20 protein-coding genes and 1 tRNA gene are annotated in these 20103 nt (G+C 73.5%); 14 read left to right on the top strand and 7 right to left on the bottom strand.

The window, feature by feature from the left end; genetic code table 11:
- Nucleotides 1-261 precede the first annotated feature (261 nt).
- The 4 genes from F1615_RS09525 (at nucleotide 262) to F1615_RS09510 (ending at nucleotide 3655) form a co-directional block, all read left to right on the top strand.
- Nucleotides 262-337 (top strand) — tRNA-Arg (locus F1615_RS09525).
- Between the two features lie 545 nt (nucleotides 338-882).
- Nucleotides 883-1425, top strand: a complete 543-nt coding sequence (locus tag F1615_RS09520; RefSeq protein ID WP_244328679.1) for a cation:proton antiporter regulatory subunit — start codon at nucleotides 883-885, stop codon at nucleotides 1423-1425.
- A gap of 3 nt (nucleotides 1426-1428) precedes the next feature.
- Nucleotides 1429-2613, top strand: a complete 1185-nt coding sequence (locus F1615_RS09515) for a cation:proton antiporter (RefSeq protein ID WP_149548447.1) — start codon at nucleotides 1429-1431, stop codon at nucleotides 2611-2613.
- Between the two features lie 73 nt (nucleotides 2614-2686).
- Nucleotides 2687-3655 (top strand): alpha/beta fold hydrolase, encoded by a 969-nt coding sequence (locus tag F1615_RS09510; protein WP_244328678.1) that lies wholly within the window; start codon nucleotides 2687-2689, stop codon nucleotides 3653-3655.
- A 75-nt stretch (nucleotides 3656-3730) separates the two neighbouring features.
- Here F1615_RS09510 and F1615_RS09505 read toward each other — a convergent pair whose 3' ends face one another.
- From F1615_RS09505 to F1615_RS09490, 4 genes are all read right to left on the bottom strand, one after another.
- Nucleotides 3731-4006: a hypothetical protein gene (locus tag F1615_RS09505; protein WP_149548445.1), complete on the bottom strand. Its 276-nt coding sequence runs from the start codon at nucleotides 4004-4006 to the stop codon at nucleotides 3731-3733.
- A gap of 122 nt (nucleotides 4007-4128) precedes the next feature.
- The gene (locus F1615_RS09500; RefSeq protein WP_149548444.1) at nucleotides 4129-4398 is read right to left on the bottom strand and encodes a hypothetical protein; all 270 of its coding nucleotides are present in this window, start codon (nucleotides 4396-4398) and stop codon (nucleotides 4129-4131) included.
- Between the two features lie 161 nt (nucleotides 4399-4559).
- Nucleotides 4560-4871, bottom strand: coding sequence for a hypothetical protein (locus F1615_RS09495; protein ID WP_149548443.1), 312 nt, complete (start codon nucleotides 4869-4871; stop codon nucleotides 4560-4562).
- Between the two features lie 139 nt (nucleotides 4872-5010).
- Nucleotides 5011-5283: a hypothetical protein gene (locus tag F1615_RS09490; RefSeq protein WP_149548442.1), complete on the bottom strand. Its 273-nt coding sequence runs from the start codon at nucleotides 5281-5283 to the stop codon at nucleotides 5011-5013.
- 314 nt (nucleotides 5284-5597) lie between these two features.
- On the opposite strand from F1615_RS09490, the gene F1615_RS09485 reads away from it, so the two are divergent.
- Nucleotides 5598-5837 carry a chaplin gene (locus F1615_RS09485; RefSeq protein WP_149548441.1) on the top strand — a complete coding sequence of 80 codons (240 nt, stop codon included), beginning with the start codon at nucleotides 5598-5600 and terminating at the stop codon, nucleotides 5835-5837.
- Nucleotides 5838-5995: 158 nt separating this feature from the next.
- Here F1615_RS09485 and F1615_RS09480 read toward each other — a convergent pair whose 3' ends face one another.
- Entirely contained in the window at nucleotides 5996-6268 is a 273-nt protein-coding gene (locus tag F1615_RS09480; protein ID WP_149548440.1) for a hypothetical protein, read from the bottom strand.
- Nucleotides 6269-6426: 158 nt separating this feature from the next.
- Nucleotides 6427-7182, bottom strand: coding sequence for a hypothetical protein (locus tag F1615_RS09475; protein WP_149548439.1), 756 nt, complete (start codon nucleotides 7180-7182; stop codon nucleotides 6427-6429).
- Nucleotides 7183-7502: 320 nt separating this feature from the next.
- Between F1615_RS09475 and F1615_RS09470 the strand changes: the two genes are divergently transcribed.
- The 8 genes from F1615_RS09470 (at nucleotide 7503) to F1615_RS09435 (ending at nucleotide 17324) form a co-directional block, all read left to right on the top strand.
- Nucleotides 7503-8588, top strand: a complete 1086-nt coding sequence (locus tag F1615_RS09470) for a DUF3344 domain-containing protein (protein WP_149548438.1) — start codon at nucleotides 7503-7505, stop codon at nucleotides 8586-8588.
- A gap of 86 nt (nucleotides 8589-8674) precedes the next feature.
- Nucleotides 8675-9877, top strand: coding sequence for a glycosyltransferase (locus F1615_RS09465; protein WP_149548611.1), 1203 nt, complete (start codon nucleotides 8675-8677; stop codon nucleotides 9875-9877).
- Nucleotides 9874-11301, top strand: coding sequence for an exopolysaccharide biosynthesis polyprenyl glycosylphosphotransferase (locus tag F1615_RS09460; RefSeq protein WP_149548437.1), 1428 nt, complete (start codon nucleotides 9874-9876; stop codon nucleotides 11299-11301). The genes F1615_RS09465 and F1615_RS09460 overlap by 4 nt, the downstream gene beginning before the upstream one ends.
- 6 nt (nucleotides 11302-11307) lie before the next feature.
- On the top strand, nucleotides 11308-12651 hold the full coding sequence (locus F1615_RS09455) for an O-antigen ligase family protein (RefSeq protein WP_149548436.1): 1344 nt from the start codon (nucleotides 11308-11310) through the stop codon (nucleotides 12649-12651).
- Nucleotides 12652-13109: 458 nt separating this feature from the next.
- Nucleotides 13110-14777 (top strand): lipid II flippase MurJ, encoded by a 1668-nt coding sequence (locus F1615_RS09450; protein WP_149548610.1) that lies wholly within the window; start codon nucleotides 13110-13112, stop codon nucleotides 14775-14777.
- Nucleotides 14761-15522, top strand: a complete 762-nt coding sequence (locus F1615_RS09445; protein ID WP_149548435.1) for a polysaccharide deacetylase family protein — start codon at nucleotides 14761-14763, stop codon at nucleotides 15520-15522. Before F1615_RS09450 ends, F1615_RS09445 begins: the two co-directional genes overlap by 17 nt.
- Nucleotides 15522-16658 (top strand): glycosyltransferase, encoded by a 1137-nt coding sequence (locus F1615_RS09440; protein WP_149548434.1) that lies wholly within the window; start codon nucleotides 15522-15524, stop codon nucleotides 16656-16658. The genes F1615_RS09445 and F1615_RS09440 overlap by 1 nt, the downstream gene beginning before the upstream one ends.
- 15 nt (nucleotides 16659-16673) lie before the next feature.
- Nucleotides 16674-17324, top strand: a complete 651-nt coding sequence (locus F1615_RS09435) for a lipopolysaccharide biosynthesis protein (RefSeq protein ID WP_149548433.1) — start codon at nucleotides 16674-16676, stop codon at nucleotides 17322-17324.
- Between the two features lie 32 nt (nucleotides 17325-17356).
- On the opposite strand, the gene F1615_RS09430 is transcribed toward F1615_RS09435, so the two are convergent.
- Entirely contained in the window at nucleotides 17357-18670 is a 1314-nt protein-coding gene (locus F1615_RS09430) for a glycoside hydrolase family 26 protein (protein WP_149548432.1), read from the bottom strand.
- Nucleotides 18671-18839: 169 nt separating this feature from the next.
- Between F1615_RS09430 and F1615_RS09425 the strand changes: the two genes are divergently transcribed.
- Nucleotides 18840-20102 carry an ATP-grasp domain-containing protein gene (locus tag F1615_RS09425; RefSeq protein WP_149548431.1) on the top strand — a complete coding sequence of 421 codons (1263 nt, stop codon included), beginning with the start codon at nucleotides 18840-18842 and terminating at the stop codon, nucleotides 20100-20102.
- Nucleotide 20103 lies beyond the last annotated feature (1 nt).

Below are 20103 nucleotides of genomic sequence, written 5' to 3'. Positions count from 1 at the left end.
ACAGAACACAACGGACGGAAGGGACGACCGAGGCGCGGGCACAGCCCAGGCATAACGAGTGCACAACACCCGGTGCGCGAGAGGCCAAAAGCGATGCACGATTCGTACCTGCCTGCGATTATCAGGACCGCTTCACCGAACCTCCACATCGAGCCACGGAGGCGAGGCGACAGGGGCAAGGATGCGGGAGCCCTATCCTTGTCTCCGGCAACGTCAAGGACAGGCCCGACCCGGGCACCGCGACGACAGGCCACCACACCGGCCCCCGTAGCTCAGTGGATAGAGCAGGCGCCTTCTAAGCGCTTGGCCGCAGGTTCGAGTCCTGCCGGGGGCGCCAGTCTCCGTCCTCCCCTCAGGGAGGGCTTTCACCGGCGTTTCGCGGGTGGCCGTGTCGCATGCGTACCGAAGTGCTCTGCCGGGGGGGGGGCGGCCGGCGCCGGGCGCCGGCTCGAAGACGGGGCGGCATGGCCTTGCGCGCACCGCGGCACGCCCGGGGATGACCGGCCCGGCGAGGACGCCGCCCAACTCACCCTGGAACAGCAGATCGCCGGACTGCGGCCGTTCGCCCGAACGTACCGCCGCCGGATGCGCGTGAGGGCCGGATGCCCCATCACCGTGCCTGTCCCGGCCTCCGGAATCGCCGTGCGGATCAGCAACTCGTGCCACTGATCCTCGGCGTCGGGGCCCCTGGACAGAGGCGTACACCAGCGCCGCTGTCCGGCCGCCCGACCCGGGCGGGAAGGCCCGTTCAGTCGCCACCCAGGGGCTTCCGGCCCTTTCCGTGACGGCCCCGTCGGTCGCCACACTGGTCTCTCCGATTCTGAACCGGCGCCGGACCCAGGGACCCGGACTCCAGTCGCCGACGGTGTGTGCCGAAGATCGATGGCGGCGGCCCGGGCCCGCGGCCGCGCCGGCACCGACGCACAGCTGATGGGGATGATGCGGGTGGACGTCAACGAGGTCCTGCTGCCCGGAGTGGGCCTGCGCTACGAGTTCGTCAACCGTGACGGCGACCGTGTGGGGATCGTCGCGCGGCGCTCCGGGGATTTCGAGCTGATGGTGTACACGGCCGAGGATCCCGACGAGGCCCGGCCGGTACTCCGGTTCACCAGCGAGGAGGCCGACACCGTCGCGGAGATTCTCGGCGCCCCGCGCATCGCCGAACGGTTCGCCGACCTGACCCGTGAGGTGCCGGGCCTGAGCGCGGGGCAGATCCAGATCGATCCCGGCAGCCCGTACGCCGACCGCGTCCTGGGCGACACCCGCGCCCGGACCCGCACCGGTGCCTCGATCGTGGCCGTGGTGCGCGGCGAGGAGGTCATCGCCTCGCCCGGGCCGGCCCAGCTCCTGCGTCCCGGGGACGTCCTGGTGGTCGTCGGCACCCGGGAGGGCATCGCGGGCCTCCAGCACATCGTGCAGGACTGACCGGTGCACACGCCGACGGCCCTGCTGCTGGAGCTGGGGATCATCCTTGCCGCGCTCAGCGGGCTCGGCGCCCTGGCACGGCGCTTCGCGCTCTCTCCCGTGCCGTTGTACCTGGTGGCCGGACTGGCCCTGGGCGAGGGCGGGATCGCTCCGGTACCGGCCGCCCGGGAGTTCGTCGACACGGGCGCCGCGATCGGCGTGATCCTCCTGCTGCTGGTCCTCGGCCTGGAGTTCACCGTCCGGGAGTTCACCGCCGGTCTTCGCCGCCACCGCGCCTCCGCCGCCGTGGATCTCGTGCTCAACGCCGCGCCCGGCGCGGCGGCGGGATGGCTGCTCGGCCTGGACACCGTGGGGACCATGGCACTGGCCGGCGCCACCTACGTCTCCTCCTCCGGGATCGTCGCCCGGCTGCTCGGCGACCTGCGCCGGCTCGGCAACCGGGAGACCCCGGCGGTGTTGTCCCTGCTGGTGGTGGAGGACTTCGCCATGGCCGGGTTCCTCCCCCTGCTCGCCGTCATGGCGGCCGGGGGCACATGGTGGCAGGCGCTGCTCGCCGTCGTGGTGGCCATCACGGCGGTGGCCGGGGCGGTCACCGGCTCGTACCGCTGGGGGCACCACGTCGGCCGGGTCCTGTCCCCTCCCGACCCCGAGCAGCTGCTGCTGCGGCTCTTCGGCGTCACCCTGGTCATCGCCGCCCTGGCCGAGCTGATCCACGTGTCCGCCGCCGTCGGGGCCTTCCTGATCGGACTGTCCCTGACCGGCGAGGCGGCCGAGCGGGCCAGGGACGTCCTCGCCCCGCTGCGCGATCTGTTCGCGGCCGTCTTCTTCCTGGCCCTCGGCATGTCCGTCGACCCCACGGACCTGGTGCCCATGCTGCCGGCGGCCGTCGCGCTGGCCGTCGTCGGCGCGGCGACCAAGCTGGCCACCGGCTGGTACGCAGGGGGCCGCGACCGTATCGGCCGGCGGGGACGGCTGCGGGCGGGCACGGCACTCATCGCCCGCGGCGAGTTCTCGGTCGTCATCATCGGCCTCGCCGGTTCCGCGGATCAGCGCCTCGGGGCCCTGGTCACCGCCTACGTGATGCTCCTCGCCGTCTGCGGCCCGGTCCTCACCCGCCTCGCCCCCACCCGCCCCACGGCCATCCCCCGCAGACATGCCAATTCTTCGGGATCGCCCACAATTGAGTGATTACGCCCGAATGGCGCGCTTCCTGGTAATCATGGGAGGGTTCTCCGTCGTTCCGCCCTTCCCGGAGCCGCTCATGCGCACTGCCGTCATCGCCGCCCAGGACTCCCCCCGCGCGGGGTGCTCCGGGCCCCTCCCCCCAGCGCCGGAGCAGGTGGAGGAGCGGGGGCTCGTCTTCGGGGGGTTCGCGTACACCTGCCGGATCGTCCATCAGAGCGCGCCGCGGACGGCTCCGTTGCTGCTGCTCGGGGGCTCGTCGCAGAACCGGTACTCCTGGCAGGGCCACGAGAAGTGGCTGGCGCCGCTGTGCACGCTGATCACCGTCGACCTTCCCGGTTACGGCAGCTCGGACTTCCTCCCGGCCCGTTACGACATCGATTTCCTCGCCGACGCGGTCCGGCACATGCTGGCGGAGATCGGTGTGCGCGAGGTGAACCTGTTCGGCGGGTGCTTCGGCGAGGTCGTCGGCCTCCGCTTCGCGCAGCACCATCCGGAGTTCGTCAGGCGCGTCGTCTTCGCCGGAGCGGCGATCCGCCTTCCCGGGCTCTACAGCGAGGCCGTGCCGCAGTTGTCGCAGACGCTCGCGCGGGGTGACATCGAGCAGGCCGCCGACGGACTGGTGCGGCTGTTCATGTCGAACCCGGAGGCCGGCAAGGTGCGCAGGCACGCGGCCGTGGCGCGGCTGCTCCAGCAGCAGTTCGTGAACCAGACGCCGGACGAGATCAGGAAGGCGGTCGAGCACAACACCCGGCTGGTGACGCACGGCTGTTACCGGCCCCTGCCGGTCCCCACGGTGCCGTCCCTGGTGTTCACCGGGGAGTACGACACCCTGTGCACCCCGCAGATGGGCCGCGAGCTGGCCGCGACGATGCCCGGAGCGCTGTTCACCCTCGTCAAGGAGGCGGACCACCTGGTCACGGTGGAGCGCAGACAGGAGTCCGCGGACCTCATCGGCCGGTTCTGCACCGACCGCCCCGTCGACGACCTGCCGTACTGCACTCCCGTCGAAGTCCCCTGCTCCGGCCGCGTGCCCGCGCAGGTCTGACATCGGCCGGGAGACACCGAAGGGGCCGGAACCCGATAACGGGTTCCGGCCCCTTGTTCGTGGCCGACGAAGGTGTCAGGACTTCTCGCCGGGAACGACCAGGGTGGACACGCAGGACATCCCGTGCGAGCCGGTGCAGTTCTGCGTCGACTCGTTGTCGATGCGGAGCTTCCCGTATTCGTCGGTGGTGACCTGGTACTCGTGCTGCACGCAGCGGGTGTTGCCCTTGCCGTCGGAGGCGCACTGGGCGGCAGTCTCGGCACCCACGGCCTGGACGGCGCCGGCGCCGATCAGAGCGAAACCACCCAGGATTCCGACGGCCGTCGCCACGAACTTCTTCGACTTGATCATTGACCTTTTCCTCACGGTCGACCCCGCGGTCGGCGGAGTCGTCATGCTTACGAACGGGGCAGGCCCGGTGCCCGGACGATGAATCCGGGCACCGGGCCTGCCCGATCACCTGGCAGAGGTGATCACTCGCCGCCGAGCGCGAGGCCGTTGGTGCAGCTCACGGCGTCGGTGTCGGAGTCCTCGATGTTGTTGAGACCCAGGATGGCCAGCGCGAGGTTGAGGTCGTCGATGTTGATGAGACCCTGAGTCGTGTTCTCCTGCTTGCAGGCGTTGGTCTGCTTGTTGTTGAGTTCAGCGCTCGGCTCGTCGCCGGCGTGGCTGATGCCGGCACCGAGGAAGCTGACGCTGCCGAGCATGGCCATCACGACGGCGGCCTTCTGGTACTTGCGCATTACCTCTCCATTTCTCGCGTTGACACAGTCCGCAATGGACCGGCCTCTGACATTCGCCAAGATTAGGCGAATTGACTGCGGCAATCAGTAGGCGAAACGCCGAACCGCGAAATTACCCCGAATAGGCACGCGTGGCGCAATAAGGCACCTATTCGATAAGCCTAATAACCGACGAGCCGAGGGCGAGGCGTCGATTCCTTGTGGGCCGTGGTCACGTCGTTGGTGCAGGAAATCTTGCCGGCCGACGTGGAGCAGACCGGCTTGGACCCATTGGTGGAGTGGTGAACCGTCCCGTCCTCGTCGACCGTGATCCGTTCCTCACTCACCTGCACGCAGCGGACCGTGCCCCTGCCGTCGTCGACACACCCGCCGGGCTCCTCGGCTCCGAAGGCCTGGACGGCGCCGGCGCCGATCAGCGCGAGGCCCCCGAGGACCCCCGCGGCCACCGACGCGATGCTTCTCGACCTGATCATCTTTCTTCTCCCAACGATCGCCTCCGGCGCCTGGACGGCGGCCGGTCCTGACCGTGCGAAACAGCCATGGAGCCGGACAGGCCCGGAGCCCGGACATGTGAATCCGGGCCCCGGGACCTGCCTGATCACCTGGTGGTGGTCACTTACCGCCGAGCGACAGGCCGTTGGCGCAGTTCACGGCGTTGGTGGTCTCGTCCTCGACGTTGTTGAGGCCCAGGAGCGCGGCGATCGGAACGTTGACGTCGTTGACGTTGACGAGGCCCTGGATCGTGTTCTCCTGCGAGCAGGCGTTGGCCTGCTTGTTGTCGAGCTCGAACTCCGGGCCGTCACCCGCGAAGCTGGTGCCGGCGCCGAGGAAGCCGACGCTGCCGAGCATGGCCATCACGACAGCAGCCTTCTGGTACTTGCGCATTACCTCTCCGTTCCTGAGCGGACTCAGTCCGTAATGGACCGGTCACTGACGGTTGCTAACGTAAGCGACGTTTGCGACTTTTGACAGTCGAAACGCCCATTTGCGTAAGTTTCTTGTGAAGGGGCAGGTCAGCGCCCTGCGCTGTGCACCGGACGGACGAACGACACGGGCGGGTCGAGGCCGTCGTTCACCGCAAAGGTGGATCAAAGAGTGATCTCGGGACAATCACCGTGACCCGACCCGGTGTCGCCGCGTTGAGCGGGGAGTGCGGCCGCTCATGCTGCCGCGTTTAACAGACCAGTAAGGAGAACGTGATGTCTCGCATCGCGAAGGCGGCCACCGTGGCTCTCGGCACGGGCGCCGTGGTGCTCAGCGGCGCCGGAATGGCCTCGGCTCACTCCGGCGCCGAGGGTGCGGCGGTCCACTCGCCCGGCGTCGTGTCCGGCAATGTGGTCCAGGTTCCGGTCCACGCGCCCGTCAATGTGTGCGGCAACACCGTGAACGTGGTCGGCTTCCTCAACCCGGCTGTCGGCAACGTCTGCGTGAACAAGTAACGCACTACAGGGACTTACGGCTACGGACGTCCGTCGTAGTACCCCCGAGAGCCCCGGCAGCCCCGCGCGCCGGGGCTCTTCCCGTTTCCGGGAAACGGTCACACAAAAGGATTCGGCCCCCGGCAAGGACCGGGGGCCGAATGCGCAGGGCCTGGTTCTCAGGCGCGCAGACCCACATCGCCGTGCACCGGCTTGGCCTCGTTCACGACGGCCGCCGCTTCCTTCGTGGTTCCGAGCAGCGAGTCCGATTCGGAGTCGACGAGCGAGTCCGAGTCGTGCAGCGGCATGAGCTCGAAGGGGACCGCGGTGCGCAGGCCGGTGTCGAGGCCGGTGGACGCCAGGTCGGTGGAGTCCGCGGCGTGTGCGGGAGCGGCGAAACCGGCGGCGATCAGGGACCCGGCAAGGACGGCGGCAGCCTTCAGGGACTTCATCGTGTTCCTTTCTTCGGCAACGCGGGTCGCCGGAGGGGAATTCTGTCGCCGTGCTCAACGATCCCCGGCCCGGGCGGAAACCGGGAAGCCGAAGATTGCCGAGTCCTCATATGAGATCCATGAACGACTGATGGGGTGAATGCCGCTGCGAACGAGGTTCACGACGTCGGCGGGAGGAGCGGGGTGAGCGCGGGGGGCGTGGCCGGCGTGGTGGACGCCGGCGTCGTCGCCCCGGCCGGTGCGGGCAGCGTGGACACCTCGGCGTCCGCGCCGGTCAGCGCGTCGATGAGGTCGTCCATCCGGGCCAGCAGGTCGTCGGCCGCCGACGGCTCCTGACCGGCCGTCTGGCCGGCGGCCGTGGTGTCGTCCTCGGGCAGCAGCAGGTCCATGAGGTTGTCGAGGGCCTCGCTCACGGCGTCCAGCGCGCCGCTCGCGGGGTCGGCGGTGTCGGCCGCCGGCAGGAGCACACCGGTCGCGACGGCCGGTGCGGCCGTCGCGGGCGGGACGACGGCCGGGGTCGTGGCGGGTGTGCTCGTGCCGGACGTCGCGGACGTGCTCGTGTGGGACGTGGCCGTGGTCGTGGTCACCGTCGTCATGCTGATCGTGGTGGACGGGCCGTCGTCGTCCGCCCCGGCCACGGCGGCCCTCGCGGCGTCGCCGAGTTCCCTGACCCGGTCGGGTGGCAGCTGGCCGCCGTCCGCCTCGAGCACGGCCTTCACCAGGTCCACGACCGGGGCGAGTTCACTCTTGTGCGCCCCGGCCTCGCCGGCCCGCGTGAGCAGCTCGGCGGACGACGCCGCCCGGTCGCGTCCGGGGGCCGAGCCGGCCGCCATGGCGGCGGGTCCGGTGGTTCCGGCCAGAAGGGCGGCGCACAGTGCGCCGAATGCGATACGCCGTGCCGGCAGAGCGCGCATGGAGGTTCCTTTCGCGGGGTTCCGGATCTTGAACTCACCGTGAGAGGGCCTCCGGGCTCCCGCAACCGGGCGTACGCCTTTCGGTTCGCCGCCGCTTCACTCTCTTGCGCGTTCTGCCAGGTCAGGCCATGCGCGGAGCCGGTCGCGACGCAAACCCGACTTCACGATTCCAACACACTTGCCACCCTTCGCCGAATTTCGGCGAATTTGTCCGTTTGGTGACTAGAGTTGCGAACCTCCGAGGCACCCTCATGGGCGGACGCATCGCACTCGTCGCCGCTGCCTGCCGCCGCCACCCGTTCCGAAAGGCTCCGACGGTCATGCGTCAAACCCTGGGTCAGTTGCTTCGCCGTACGACGGTGGGCGTCCTCGCCCTCGCCGCGATGTGGGCGCCCTGCGGCGCGGCGGCCGCGGCGCCGGCCGCGCCCGCGCCGGAGGCCGAGAGCCTCGCCTTCGGCGAGCGGTACCGGGCGGTCCAGCACGGAAACATCGTGCGCGCGGCCAACTCCTCCGCCACCTGCCGTGCCCAGGCGCCCTCGTGCCGGGGAGTTCAGGCGGGCGCGCCCGGGGTGAACGGCGGCTTCGACATGGGCTACGTCGATGTCGACGGCGACCCGAACACGTACAACTCCTCCCGCGCGGAGGTCCGGCTGCCCGCCGGCTCCCGCGTGACGTACGCCCGGCTGTACTGGGGCGGCAACCTGCTCGTGGGCGAGCAGAAGCCGGCCGCGGACAACGAGCGGGTACTGATCGCCGAACCGGGCGGGGACTACAAGGAGCTGCTCGCGGACACCGTCGTGGGCCACCGCGTCGCGGACGGCGCGGACGCCTTCCAGGCCTCCGCGGACGTGACGCGGCTGGTGCGGGACAGCGTTCCGGGCCTGTACACCGTGGCGCAGCTCAACGTGGCCGGCGGCAGATCGGCGGCCGGCGCCTGGGGCGGCTGGACGCTGGTGGTGGCGTACGAGAACCCGGCGGAGCCGCTGCGGCACCTGTCGGTCTGGGACGGCTTCCAGCCGCTCGGCTCCCGCGCGGGCGTGGAGGTCGCGCTGCGCGACATGCCGTTCGCCGCGGGTGCCGGGGGACGGGTGGGGCTGGTGGCGTACAACGGCGACCCCGGCACCACGGGTGACTCCCTCACCCTCGCCGCGGGTGACGGTCCGTCCGCCGCGTTCGGCGACGCGGCGAACCCGCTCGACGACGTGCTGAACTCCACCGTCTCCGACCCCGGGAGCGCCCCGGCCCGGGTACCGGCGTACGCCAACACCCTCGGCTACGACTCCGACGTGTTCGACCTCGGGCAGGGCCTGCCGCGCGCCGGTGACCTGGCCACCGTCCGGCTCACGTCCCAGCGGGACGCCGCGTGGGCGGGCGTGCTCTTCGCCGCCGTCGACGCCCGCCGGTGAACGCGCTGTCAGCCGTCCCGAACCACTGCGTGAGCGAGCAAGCCGTGCCCACGGACGTGTCGCTGCCCGGCCGCCGGCCACGGGTCATGCACCTCACCCAGCCCGTGGACGGCGGGGTCGCGCGGGTCGTGACGGACCTGGTCCGGGCCCAGCTCGCGGACGGCTTCGACGTCACGGCGGTCTGCCCGGACAGCGCGCTCACCGGCCATCTGCGGTCGCTCGGCGCGCACGTACGGCACTGGCGGGCGACCCGGTCGCCGGGTGCGTCGCTGGTCGGGGAGGTGCGCCAGCTGTCCGGGCTGCTCGACGAGGTGCGCCCCGACCTGCTGCACGCGCACAGCGCGAAGGCCGGACTCGCCGGGCGGCTCGCGGTGCGCGGGCGGATCCCCACCGTGTTCCAGCCGCACGCCTGGTCGTTCGAGGCCGTGGACGGCCCGACGGCGGCCCTCGCGCTGCGCTGGGAACGCTGGGCCGCTCGCTGGGCCGCCCGGGTGGTGTGCGTGAGCGAGGCCGAACGCGCCACCGGCGTGCACGCCGGGATCACCGGCCGGTGGACCGTCGTACCCAACGGCATCGACCCCGAGCGCTTCCGCCCGGCCGCCGCGGACACCGTGCGGGCCGGGCTCGCGCCGCTGGCCGGTCTGCGCGCGCAGGCGCCGCTCGCCGTGTGCGTGGGGCGGCTGTGCCGGCAGAAGGGGCAGGACGTCCTGCTGCGGGCCTGGAACGCCGTGCTGCGCCAGGTGCCCGACGCCCGTCTCGTCCTGGTCGGCGACGGGCCGGACCGCGACCGGCTGCGCGCCGCCGCCCCCGGGTCCGTGCTGTTCGCGGGGGCCGTCGCGGACGCCGCGCCCTGGTACCAGGCCGCCGACCTCGTCGTCCTGCCGTCCCGCTGGGAGGGCATGGCGCTGGCCCCGCTGGAGGCCATGGCCTGCGGGCGGCCCGTGGTGGTGACGGACGTCGACGGCGCCCGCGAGAGCCTGCCGCGGTCCTTCGCCGCCCCGTGCGTGGTGCCGCCGGAGGACCCGCGGGCCCTGGCGGGCGCGGTCGCCGCGCTGCTGCTCGACCCGCCGCTGCGTACGTCCCTCGGCGACCGGGGCCGCCGCCATGTGCTGTCCCTCCATGACGTGCGGCACACCGCGAGGGCGGTCGCCGACGTCTACCGCGATCTGCTCGGCACCTGGCCGGCCGCGACATGGGCGCGCGACTACCGGGCGGCCGAGGACGCCGGGGCCGACCGGACGACACAGCACGTCGAGCCATCCGAGCACAGGGAGTCCATCCACTCGTGACCGCCGAACGTACCGTGCCCTCCCCCGGCGTACCGCCACGGGACCACGGCTTCTCGCCCGTCTCCGTCATGCCGCCGCGCGGCACCGACCACGGCCCCCGGCTGCCCGCCTCGCGGCCCCCGGCACGGCCGGACTCTCCGGTTCCGCTGCTCGTCGCGGACGGTGCCGCCGTCCTGCTCGCCGCGCCGGTGCTCGCCTCCGCGCGGCCGGACCCCCTGCTCGTCGCACTGCTGATCGGGGCGTCGCTGCTGCTGCGTCCGCGCGGCGTGCGGCCGCTGACGCCGGGACTGCTGGACGAACTGCCCGCCGTGTGCGGGCGCGCCGCGGTGGCCTGGCTGGCGACCGCGGCGCTGTGGGCGGCGCACCGGCCGGAGGACGCGCTGTCCGCCGGGACCGTGCTCGCGGGGCTCGCCGTGCAGGTGGCGGTGGGCTGTGTGCTGCGCGCGGTCGTGCACGGGCGACGGCGCGCCGCGCTGCTGCGGCACCCGCACGCCGCGCTCGTCGTCGGCCCGGCGGCGACCGCGCAGCGCGTCGCCGCCGCCGTACTGCGCCACCCGCGGTGCGGGGTACGGCCGGTGGGGATCGTCGCCGGCCAGGCGGACGGCGGTGAGGGCGTGCCCGTGCTGCGCACGGACGAGGAGGTCGAGCGGGCGGTCATCCAGAACGGGGTACGCGCGGTGCTCGCCGTCCACCCCTCGGTCCGGGCCGAACAGGGGCCGCTGCTGCGGTCGCTGGCCGAGTCGGGCTGCGTCGTCTGGGAGGTCGACGCCGACGCCGCTCCGTACCCGACGCGGGAACGGCTGGCCGGGTTCCCCTGCCGGCGGCTGGACTTCGCCCCGGCGCCTGGCGGCGGCATCGGCAAGCGGATGCTCGACATCCTGGTGTCGGGCACGCTGTTGCTGCTGGTCAGCCCGCTGCTGCTGGTGTGCGCCATGACGCTGCGGATGAGTGACGGGCCGGGCGTGGTGTTCCGGCAGGAGCGCATCGGCCGCGACGGGAAGCCGTTCACGCTGCTGAAGTTCCGCACCCACCGCCCGGTCGACGAGCACGAGTCGGCGACCCGGTGGAGCGTGGCCAACGAGCACGAGATGCGGCGGTTCTGCCGCATGCTGCGGCGCACCTCGCTCGACGAGCTGCTCCAGCTGTGGAACGTGCTCAGGGGCGACATGAGCCTGGTCGGCCCGCGGCCCGAACGGCCTTTTTTCGTCGCGCAGTTCAGCCAGACGTATCCCGGTTACGCGGCCCGGCACCGGATGCGCACCGGCATCACCGGGCTCGCGCAGATCCACGGGCTGCGCGGTGACACCTCGATCGAGGACCGCTGCCGGTTCGACAACGCGTACATCGACGACTGGTCGCTGTGGCAGGACATCTGCATCCTGCTGCGCACCGCGGCCACGCTGGTCCGTCCGACGGGGAGCTGACGGCCCGTGAGCCACGTCCTGATGCCGCTGCCGCGCCGGGCCGCCGCGCTGGTGCCGGTCCTGCCGCTGGTGGCGGTGGTCGCCCTGCTGGCCCTGCCGCCGGCGGGGGACGGCGCGGGGCCCGCCGACGTGGTCTCCGCGCTGGTGGTGGGGTACTGCGTGCTCCGTCTGCTGCGGGAACGGCGGCGTCCGCTGTCGCCCCGCGCGGCGGTACTGCTGGGGCTGCCGGTCGTGGGGCTCGCGCTCGCCGCCATGGGGGCGGGCTCACCGGCGGCGGGGATCGGCGGCATGTGCCGCTATCTGCAGATCTTCGTGCTCGTGCCGGCGACCGTGCTGGTGCTGCTCCGCGGCCGGGCCGACTTCCGGGTGCTCGCCTGGTCGTTCGTGGGGCTCGCGCTGTGGCAGGGGGCCGTGGGCGTGCACCAGTACGTCACCGGGACCGGCGCCTCCTACCAGGGCGAGACCATCCGGGCGGTCGGCACCTTCGGGGCGCAGGACGTGATGGGCATGGCGACGGCGGTGTCCCTGGGCGTGGTGTGCGCGGCGGGTCTCGCGCTGGGCCGGGCGCCGCTCCGGCAGCGGGCGGCCGCCGGCGCGTGCGCGCTGGTGCTGATGCTGCCGCTGGCGCTGTCCTTCAGCCGGGGCGCCTGGATCGCGACCGCCGTGACGTGCACCGCGCAGCTGGTGCTGGCGGGGCTGCGGCGGGCGCTGAAGGTGGGGGCGGCCGTGGTCGCCTCCGGCGTGATCCTGGTGGGCGGGTTCGGGGTGGGTACGGCGATGCTGCAGGAGCGGATCGACAGCATCACGCAGGTCACCGACGCCCCGGACCAGTCCGTGGTCGACCGGTACACCCTGTGGGCGGCGGCCACCGGCATGTGGCGCGAGCACCCGCTGACCGGTGTGGGGCTGAAGGGCTTCCCCGAGTACCGGGACGGACACGCGACCCTGGCGCTGTCGTCGGGCAGCGACATCGCGGGCGCGGGCGAGACGTACCACAAGCAGGCGCTGCTCTCGCCGCACAGCATGTACCTGCTGGTGCTGAGCGAGCAGGGCCTGGTCGGGCTGCTCGCGCTCGCCGGGAGCTGGCTGGCGCTGCTGGTGTGCGCGGTGCGCGGGCTGCTGCGGGTGCGCCGCCGGGGGCCCGGGCTCGACTGCGCCCTGGTCGCCTGCGGCCTGCTGCTCTGGCTGCTGACCGACTTCGTGTACGGCGACATCGGCGGCCCCTCGACCGTGCTGACCGGCGTGGCCCTGGGCCTGACGGCGTGGTGGGCCCTCTCCCCCGGCGAACGGCCGGACGCCGCGTGCCGGGACGAGGTGCCCGGGCGGCTGGAGGAGGCCGTGGCGCGATGACGGTGCTGCCTTCGCAGACCCCGGGCCCCGGCCCGGACGGCACGGAGTCCGGCGGCGGCGCGGGATCCGGCGGTCTCAAGACCGACGGTCCCGCGCCCGGGACCGGCGCGTCCGGGGCCCACACGCCCGCGCCCGCCGGCCGCGACCTCCGCGGCCCGGCGCCGTACCGGCCCGCGGGCGGCGGCCCCGCCCCGGACGGCCCCGTGACCGGCCGGACCGGCCGCGCCGTGAACCCGCCCGGCGGGAGCGAGGCACGCACACCCCGTCCGGGGACTACCGCCTCCGGCGCACCCGGGACCGCACACACCGGGCTCCGCCCGGCCGCGAACGGCACGAACCCGGCCGGCAGCACCGCGGCACGCACACCCCCTCCGGGGACGACCGCCTCCGGCGCACCCGGGACCGCACGCGCCGGGCTCCGCCCGGCCGCGAAAGGCACGAACCCGGCCGGCAGGCTCATGGCCCGCACGCCCCGGCCGGACACCACCCCGTCCGGCACGCCCCGGACGGGGGGTGCCGACGGAGGTGGGGCGGGGGCGGCGTCCCGGGGGTTCCTCGCGCGGGCCGCGCTGGTCACGGCGGTGCTGTCGATCGCCGGGTCGGTGCTCGGGCTGGTGCGGGACCAGTCGCTGGCCCGGCTGTTCGGGGCCGGGAGCGACACGGACGCCTTCCTGGTCGCGTGGACCGTGCCGGAGATCGCCGCCACGCTGCTGATCGAGGACGGTCTCGCGATCGCGCTGATCCCGGCGTTCAGCGTGGCGCTGGCGCGACGGGCCCGTGGCGTTCCCGGTGATCCGGTCCGGGAGCTGGTCAGGGCCACCCTGCCGCGGCTGTGCCTGGCCTTCGCCGCGGTGGCCGCGCTGACCGCCGCCGGGGCCCCGTACCTGGTCCGGGTGCTGGCGCCGGGGCTTCCCGATCCGGGTCTCGCCGTCGACTGCACCCGGCTCACCGCGATCAGCCTGCTGGCCTTCGGGCTCGCCGGGTACTGCAGCGCCGCGCTGCGCGCGCACCGCCGCTTCTTCGCGCCGGCGGCGATCTACGTCGCCTACAACACGGGCATCGTCGCGACGATGTTCCTCCTCGGCCGGGAGTGGGGTGTGCGTGCCGCCGCGGCCGGCGTCGCGGTGGGCGGCTGTCTGATGGTGGCGGTGCAACTGCCGTCGCTGTGGCGGCAGCTGGCGTCACGCACCCCGGCGCCCGCCGCGGCCACCGGCCACGGTGACGAGGATCGGCCGGTGCGGCTCGCCCTGATCGCCACCGTGCTGCTGTTCGCGCTGTGCCGCCAGTCGCAGGTCCTCGTCGAGCGTTTCCTGGCGTCGTCCCTGCCCGCCGGGGCCATCTCGCACCTGAACTACGCGCAGAAGGTCGCCCAGATCCCGATGACGCTGTCGCTGATGGTGTGCACCGTCACCTTCCCGGTGGTGGCGCGTGCCCTCGCGGACGGCGACACCGAACGGGCCCGCGCCCGTGTGGAGCGGGACCTGATGCTGGCCTCCTGCGTGGTGCTGCTGGGCATGTGCGCGGTGATCGCCTGCGCCCCGCAGATGATCGGACTGCTCTTCGAGCGGGGCGCGTTCACCGCGGCCGACACCGCCGCGACGGCGGAGGTCATGCGCGTGTACGCCCTCGGCCTGCTCGGCCAGACCCTCGTGGGCGCCCTGGTCCGCTGCTACTTCTCGGCGGGCCGCCCCACCTGGTACCCCGTCGGCGTGATGGCGGCGGGCATCGTCGCGACGTCCCTGATCGGTGCCCTGGGCGTGGGTCGCTGGGGCGTGGCGGGGATCGCCGCCGCCAACGCCGCCGGCATCACCCTCACGGCCGCCGCGCTGCTGGCGGGGCTGCGCACGGCCCGCCGCGGCGATGCCACCGGCGTCTCGGTCGGCGTCCGCAAGGTCCTGGCGGAGCTGAGCCGGCCGGTGCTCGCCTCGGCCCTCGCCGTCGCCGCCGGGGCGTACGCCGCCGGCCGGTTCGCGTCGCCGGTGGCCGCGCTCGCGGCCGGCTGTCTCACCGTGACCGCCGTCTTCGTCCCGCTCGCCCTGTCCGTCCTCGGGGCCCGGGGCTCCGCATCCGCCGTGCGCTCCGTACGCACCGTCACACGAAAGCTCACACATGGCCGCTCCCGTTGATTCCCCCGGCACCCGCAGACCCCCGGCCTCCCGCCCCGCGCCCGTCCCCTGGGTGGCGATGTACCACTCGGTGGGCGACTGCTCGGACGACCCGTACCGCATCACCGTCACGCCCGAGCGGCTCGAGCGGCAGCTGGCGTGGCTGCGCCGGCGCGGACTGCGGGGCGTGTCCGTGGGCGAACTGCTCGCCGCGCGCGCCCGGGGCGGGGGACGGGACCTGGTCGGTCTCACCTTCGACGACGGGTACACCGACTTCCTCACCGCCGTGCCGTTGCTGCGCCGTTTCCGCTGCGGCGCCACGCTGTTCGTCCTGCCGGGACGGCTCGGCGGCGACAACGCCTGGGACCCGCTGGGCCCGCGCAAGCCGCTGCTGACCGCCGACGGCATCCGGCGCGCGGCGGCCGAGGGCGTGGAGATCGGCTCGCACGGCCTCACCCACGTCGACCTCACCCGCGCCGACGACGCCACCCTCACCGCCGAGGTCGCCGAGAGCCGCACGCTGCTCGCCGAGCTGACCGGCGCCCCGGTGGACGGGTTCTGCTACCCGTACGGCACGGTCGACGCGCGCGCCGTCGAGGCCGTACGGAAGGCCGGCTACACCTACGCCTGCGCCATCGACCCCGGTCCGCTGACGGGGCCGCACGCCCTGCCGCGTGCGCACGTCGGGCAGAACGACACGGCGCCGCGCCTGTTCCTCAAGATCCGGCTGCACCGGTTGCGCCGGCGCCCGGTGGAGGGCGTGTGATGAGGGCGCTGCACATCATCACCGGACTCGGGGTCGGCGGGGCCGAGCAGCAGCTGCGGCTGCTGCTGCGTCATCTGCCCGTCGACTGCGACGTGGTGACGCTGACCAACCCGGGTCCGGTCGCCGACGGCCTCGGCGCCGACGGGGTGCGCGTCGTGCACCTGGGCATGGGCGGCAACCGCGACCTGGCCGCCCTGCCCCGCCTGGTACGGCTGATCCGTTCGGGCGGCTACGACCTGGTGCACACCCACCTGTACCGGGCCTGTGTCTACGGCCGGCCGGCCGCCCGGATCGCCGGGGTCCGCGCGGTCGTCGCCACCGAGCACTCCCTGGGCGACTCACAGATGGAGGGGCGCCGGCTGACGGCGGGGGTGCGCGCGCTGTACCTGGCGAGCGAGCGGCTCGGCTCGGCGACGGTCGCCGTCTCCCCGACGGTGGCCGACCGGCTGAAGCGCTGGGGCGTGCCCGCCCCCCGCATCGAGGTCGTGCCCAACGGCATCGACGTGGACCGCTTCCGCTTCGACCCGGAGCGGCGTGAGCGCACCCGCCGCCGTCTCGGGCTGCCGGAGGGCGCGTTCGTCGTCGGCGGCGTCGGCCGGCTGGCGCGGGGCAAGCGGTTCGACGTCCTCGTCCGCGCGCTGGCCCTGCTCCCGGAAAACCACTGGCTGCTGCTGGTCGGCGGCGGTCCCGAGGAGCACGTCCTGCGCCGCACGGCCCGGGAGGCCGGGGTGGCCGGGCGGGTCCTGTTCACCGGTGAGCGCCCCGGTGTCCCCGACGGCTCGCCCGGCCCCGATCTGCCCTCGCTCACCGCGGCGATGGACGTGTTCGCCTCCCCGTCCGCGGAGGAGGCCTTCGGGCTCGCGGCCGTGGAGGCGCTGGCGTCCGGCCTGCCCGTGCTCTACGCCTCCTGCCCGGCGATCGAGGACCTGCCGGCGTCGGCGTCCGCCGGGGCGCGGCGGGTGCGCGGCGGCCCGGCCGCGTACGCCCGCGCGATCGCCGAGGTCGGCGCGGCGGGCCCCGGCCCGCGCACGGCCCGGGAGGCCGCGCGCCACTACAGCATCACCCGCAGCACAGCCCGCCTCATGGACGTGTACCAGGCAGCCGTCTCCGGCTCGTCGCCGTCCCCCGCACCTTAAGGGAGCAAGCCCGTCATGACCGACACCCCGACCCGTCGGCGCCTTCCGTTGCTGGACCGCGTCAAGAAGCTGCCGGCCTGGTCCGCGCTGGTGGCAGGCACGCTCGTCGGCGGGCTGCTCGGCGGCGCGTACGGCCTGCTCACGCCCCCGTCGTACACGGCCACCAGTTATGTCGTCGCCGTGCCGACCGGGCAGGCGACACCGGACGCCGCCCGCGGTTTCGCCCAGGCCTACGGGCGGGTGGCCACACAGCTCGCGGTACTCGGCGACGCGCAGGTGTGGGCGGGGGTGCCGGTGCGCACGCTGCGGGACAGCGTGCGCACGGCGACCTCGCCGGACGCGCCGATGGTCTCCGTCACGGCCACCGCCACGCGGCCCGAGCAGGCCGTCGACATGGCCAACGCGGTCTCGCGCGCGCTGACCCGGCACGCGGAGGACACCAAGGGCAGCACCCAGGTGCGGCTGGTGCAGTTCTCGCGCGCGGTGAAGCCGGGCGGGCCGGCGTCCGTGCCGTCGGCGGTGACCGCCCTGGTGGGTGCGAGCGCGGGCGGGCTGCTGGGCGGCCTCGCCCTGCTCGCGCGGCCGAGGCGGGGCGGCCGGGACGACGATCCGGTGCCCGCCGCCTCGGTGCCCGGTCCGGCCACCGCCGCCGATGTGCAGCGGTGACGGCGGTGCGTCCGGCCGGGACGGCTGCCCTCCTAGCGGCTGCGCGACCACCAGTCGAAGCGGAGGCAGAGCTTCCCGCCGAGCCAGTACTCCACCCAGCGGCCCAGGTCCAGCGGCGAGCAGTGCTCCGGGGGCAGTTGCCCGGCCGGCGCGGACGGTGCCGGAGTGACCTCCGGGGTGTCCGGGTCCTCGTCGTGGGTGCGGCCGTGGAGCACGCTCCTGTAGACGCGGGAGGAGTCCGGGTTGTCGTCGCACTGCCACACCCCGTGCGGGCAGTAGTCGGTCACCGTGTTGTAGAGCGGCCGGTGTTCGTCCATCCAGGCCAGCATGCGCCGCATGTACTCGGGATTGTCACCGTTGCGGAAAAGCCCCCACTCCGGATAGGAGATGGGCTTGTCGTGCGCCTTGGCGAAATCGACGTGCGCCTGAAGTCCGTAGGGCTCATTCACCTGTTCGTCGAACGAACGCCCGGCGGGCTGGTCGTAGGAATCCATGCCGACGATGTCGACCGTGTCGTCCCCCGGGTAGCACTCCGTCCAGGGAACGGCGTCCCGGCCCCGGCTCGGTGTGAAATCGAACTTGAACCGCTGGCCCGGTACCGCGCGCATGGTTTTCACGATGCGGTTCCAGTACTTCTTCCAGGCGGCCGGGTCGGGGCCGCACCGGTGGGTGTACGTGACGCCGTTCATCTCCCAGCCGAGCACCAGGATCGTGTCCGGCACCTTCAGCTTCACGAGCCGCTCGGCGAGGGCGCGGAAGTGGTGGTCGAACTCACCGGCCGCACCCCTGCGCAGGAGCCGGCGGACCTCGTCGTCGGAGACGCCCGCCTCGTTGCGCTCCTGCATGGGGACGTTGAGGACGAGCATCCGGTCGTCGTCGGCGTTGCGCCAGCGCGCCCACGACTCGAGGAACCGGATGTCGCCCTCGATGTCGCTCCAGCGGTTGCCGGGCAGGTAGGTGTGGCCGACGCGCAGCTCCGCACCGCCCAGCCAGCGGCTGAACTGCTCCATGCGGGCCACGCCGCGTTCGTCGGAGGCGAGGAAGGCGCCGAAGGCCGGCACTCCCCGGTCCGGTACCGGGAGGGGCGGCACGGTGAGCGACGGCGTGTCGACGGCCGGGGCCGTGGGGATGCCGGGCGTGGGGATCGTGGGCGTCGGGATCGTGGGCGTCGGGACGGCCGGCGTGACCGCGGGGTGCGGCGGGGCCGGCAGCGCTGCGCCGGAACCGTCGGCCCGCACCGCACCCGCTCCCGCCGCGGGACCGGCCGCGAGGGCGGCCGACACGACGACCACCGCCGCGCCCACGGCCATACCGCGGGCCCGGACCCGCCTGTGCTGTGGGGCCATTGGCTGCTCCTCTTCTCGCTCTCGTCCGCCTTCTGCCTGAAGCCATGCTTTTGACGAACGGTCATATGAAGTCAGTCATAGGAAAACCGACGGTGCCACCGTCACTGCGGCTTTCGAGTGCCGAGCTGACCCGTGTGGGTGAGCCGGTGCCAGAAGAAAGTGAGAATGCGTGTCACTGCTTGACACCCGTGTCCCCGCCGTATTGGTGCGGATCGACCGGAATCCCTTTCACCACGGAACGCTGGGGGCCGTACGCTCGCTCGGCCGGGCCGGTGTGGAGGTGCACGTCGTCGCCGACTGCGCGGGAAGTCCCGTGCGGCGGTCGCGATATGTGCGCCGCATCCATCCCCCGCCGCGCCCGGGAGCGTCCGCGGACGAGATCCTCGCCGTGCTGCGCCGCGTGGCCGAAGGGGTCGGGCGCCCGGCCGTCCTGATCCCGATGGACGACGCGACCGCGATCGCCGCGGGGCGCCTGCGCGACGAGCTCGCACCGGCCTATCTGCTGCCCGAGACGCCGGCCACGCTGCCCGGACGCGTCGCCGACAAGGCCGAACTGGCCGGCCTGTGCGCCGCCACCGGGATCCCGCACCCGCGGACGCTCGTCCCGGACAGCCCCGGCCGGGCCGCCGACGACGCGACCCGGCTCGGGCTGCCGCTGGTCGCGAAGTGGAGCCGCCCCTGGCTGCTGCCGCCCGGCAGCGGACTGCGCAGCACGCAACTGGTGCGCTCCGTCCCGCAGGCCCGCGAGCTGTACGCGCGCACCGGGGAGGCGGGCAGCCCGCTGCTGCTCCAGGCGTATCTGCCGCCGGGACAGGACCGGGACTGGTTCTTCCACGGCTACGCCGACCACTCGGGCACGGTCCGCGCGGGCGGCCCCGGCCGCAAGCGGCTGTCCTGGCCGCGGGGCGCGGGGCTGACCGCGGTGGGCCACTGGGCACCCAACGCCGAGGTGTGCGCGCTCGCCGAACGGCTCACCGGCGAACTCGGCTACCGCGGCGTCTTCGACCTCGACTTCCGCCGCTGCGGCACCACGGGCCGCTACCACCTCCTCGACTTCAACCCGCGCCCCGGCGCCCAGTTCCGGCTCTTCGCGGACAGCGCGGGACTGGACGTCGTACGCGCCCTGCACCTGGACCTGACCGGCCGTCCGCTGCCGGACGGGGATCCGGTGGCCGGGCGGTCGTTCGTGGTGGAGAACTACGCGCCGTTCGCCGCGCTGCGCACGGCGCCCGGCGGACGCGAGCTGGCCTGGTACGCCCGGGACGACCGCGTCCCCGGCTGGGCGATGTGGGCCCTGTGGGCCCGCCACGTGTCCGGCCGGCTGCGCCGGCGGCTGGGCACGACGGCTCCGGTACCGGCGCCGCGTCCGATCCCCGGGGCGGCCACGCCCTCCCCGAACTCCCCTACCGACAACGAGAAAGCGAGCAGCTGAT

Origin of the sequence: Streptomyces marokkonensis (assembly GCF_008312835.1) — a bacterium.
In the GTDB taxonomy this organism is placed as follows: domain Bacteria; phylum Actinomycetota; class Actinomycetes; order Streptomycetales; family Streptomycetaceae; genus Streptomyces; species Streptomyces marokkonensis_A.
The sequence above is the reverse complement of the archived record's forward strand: the minus strand, read 5'-3'. Positions and strand labels throughout refer to the sequence as shown.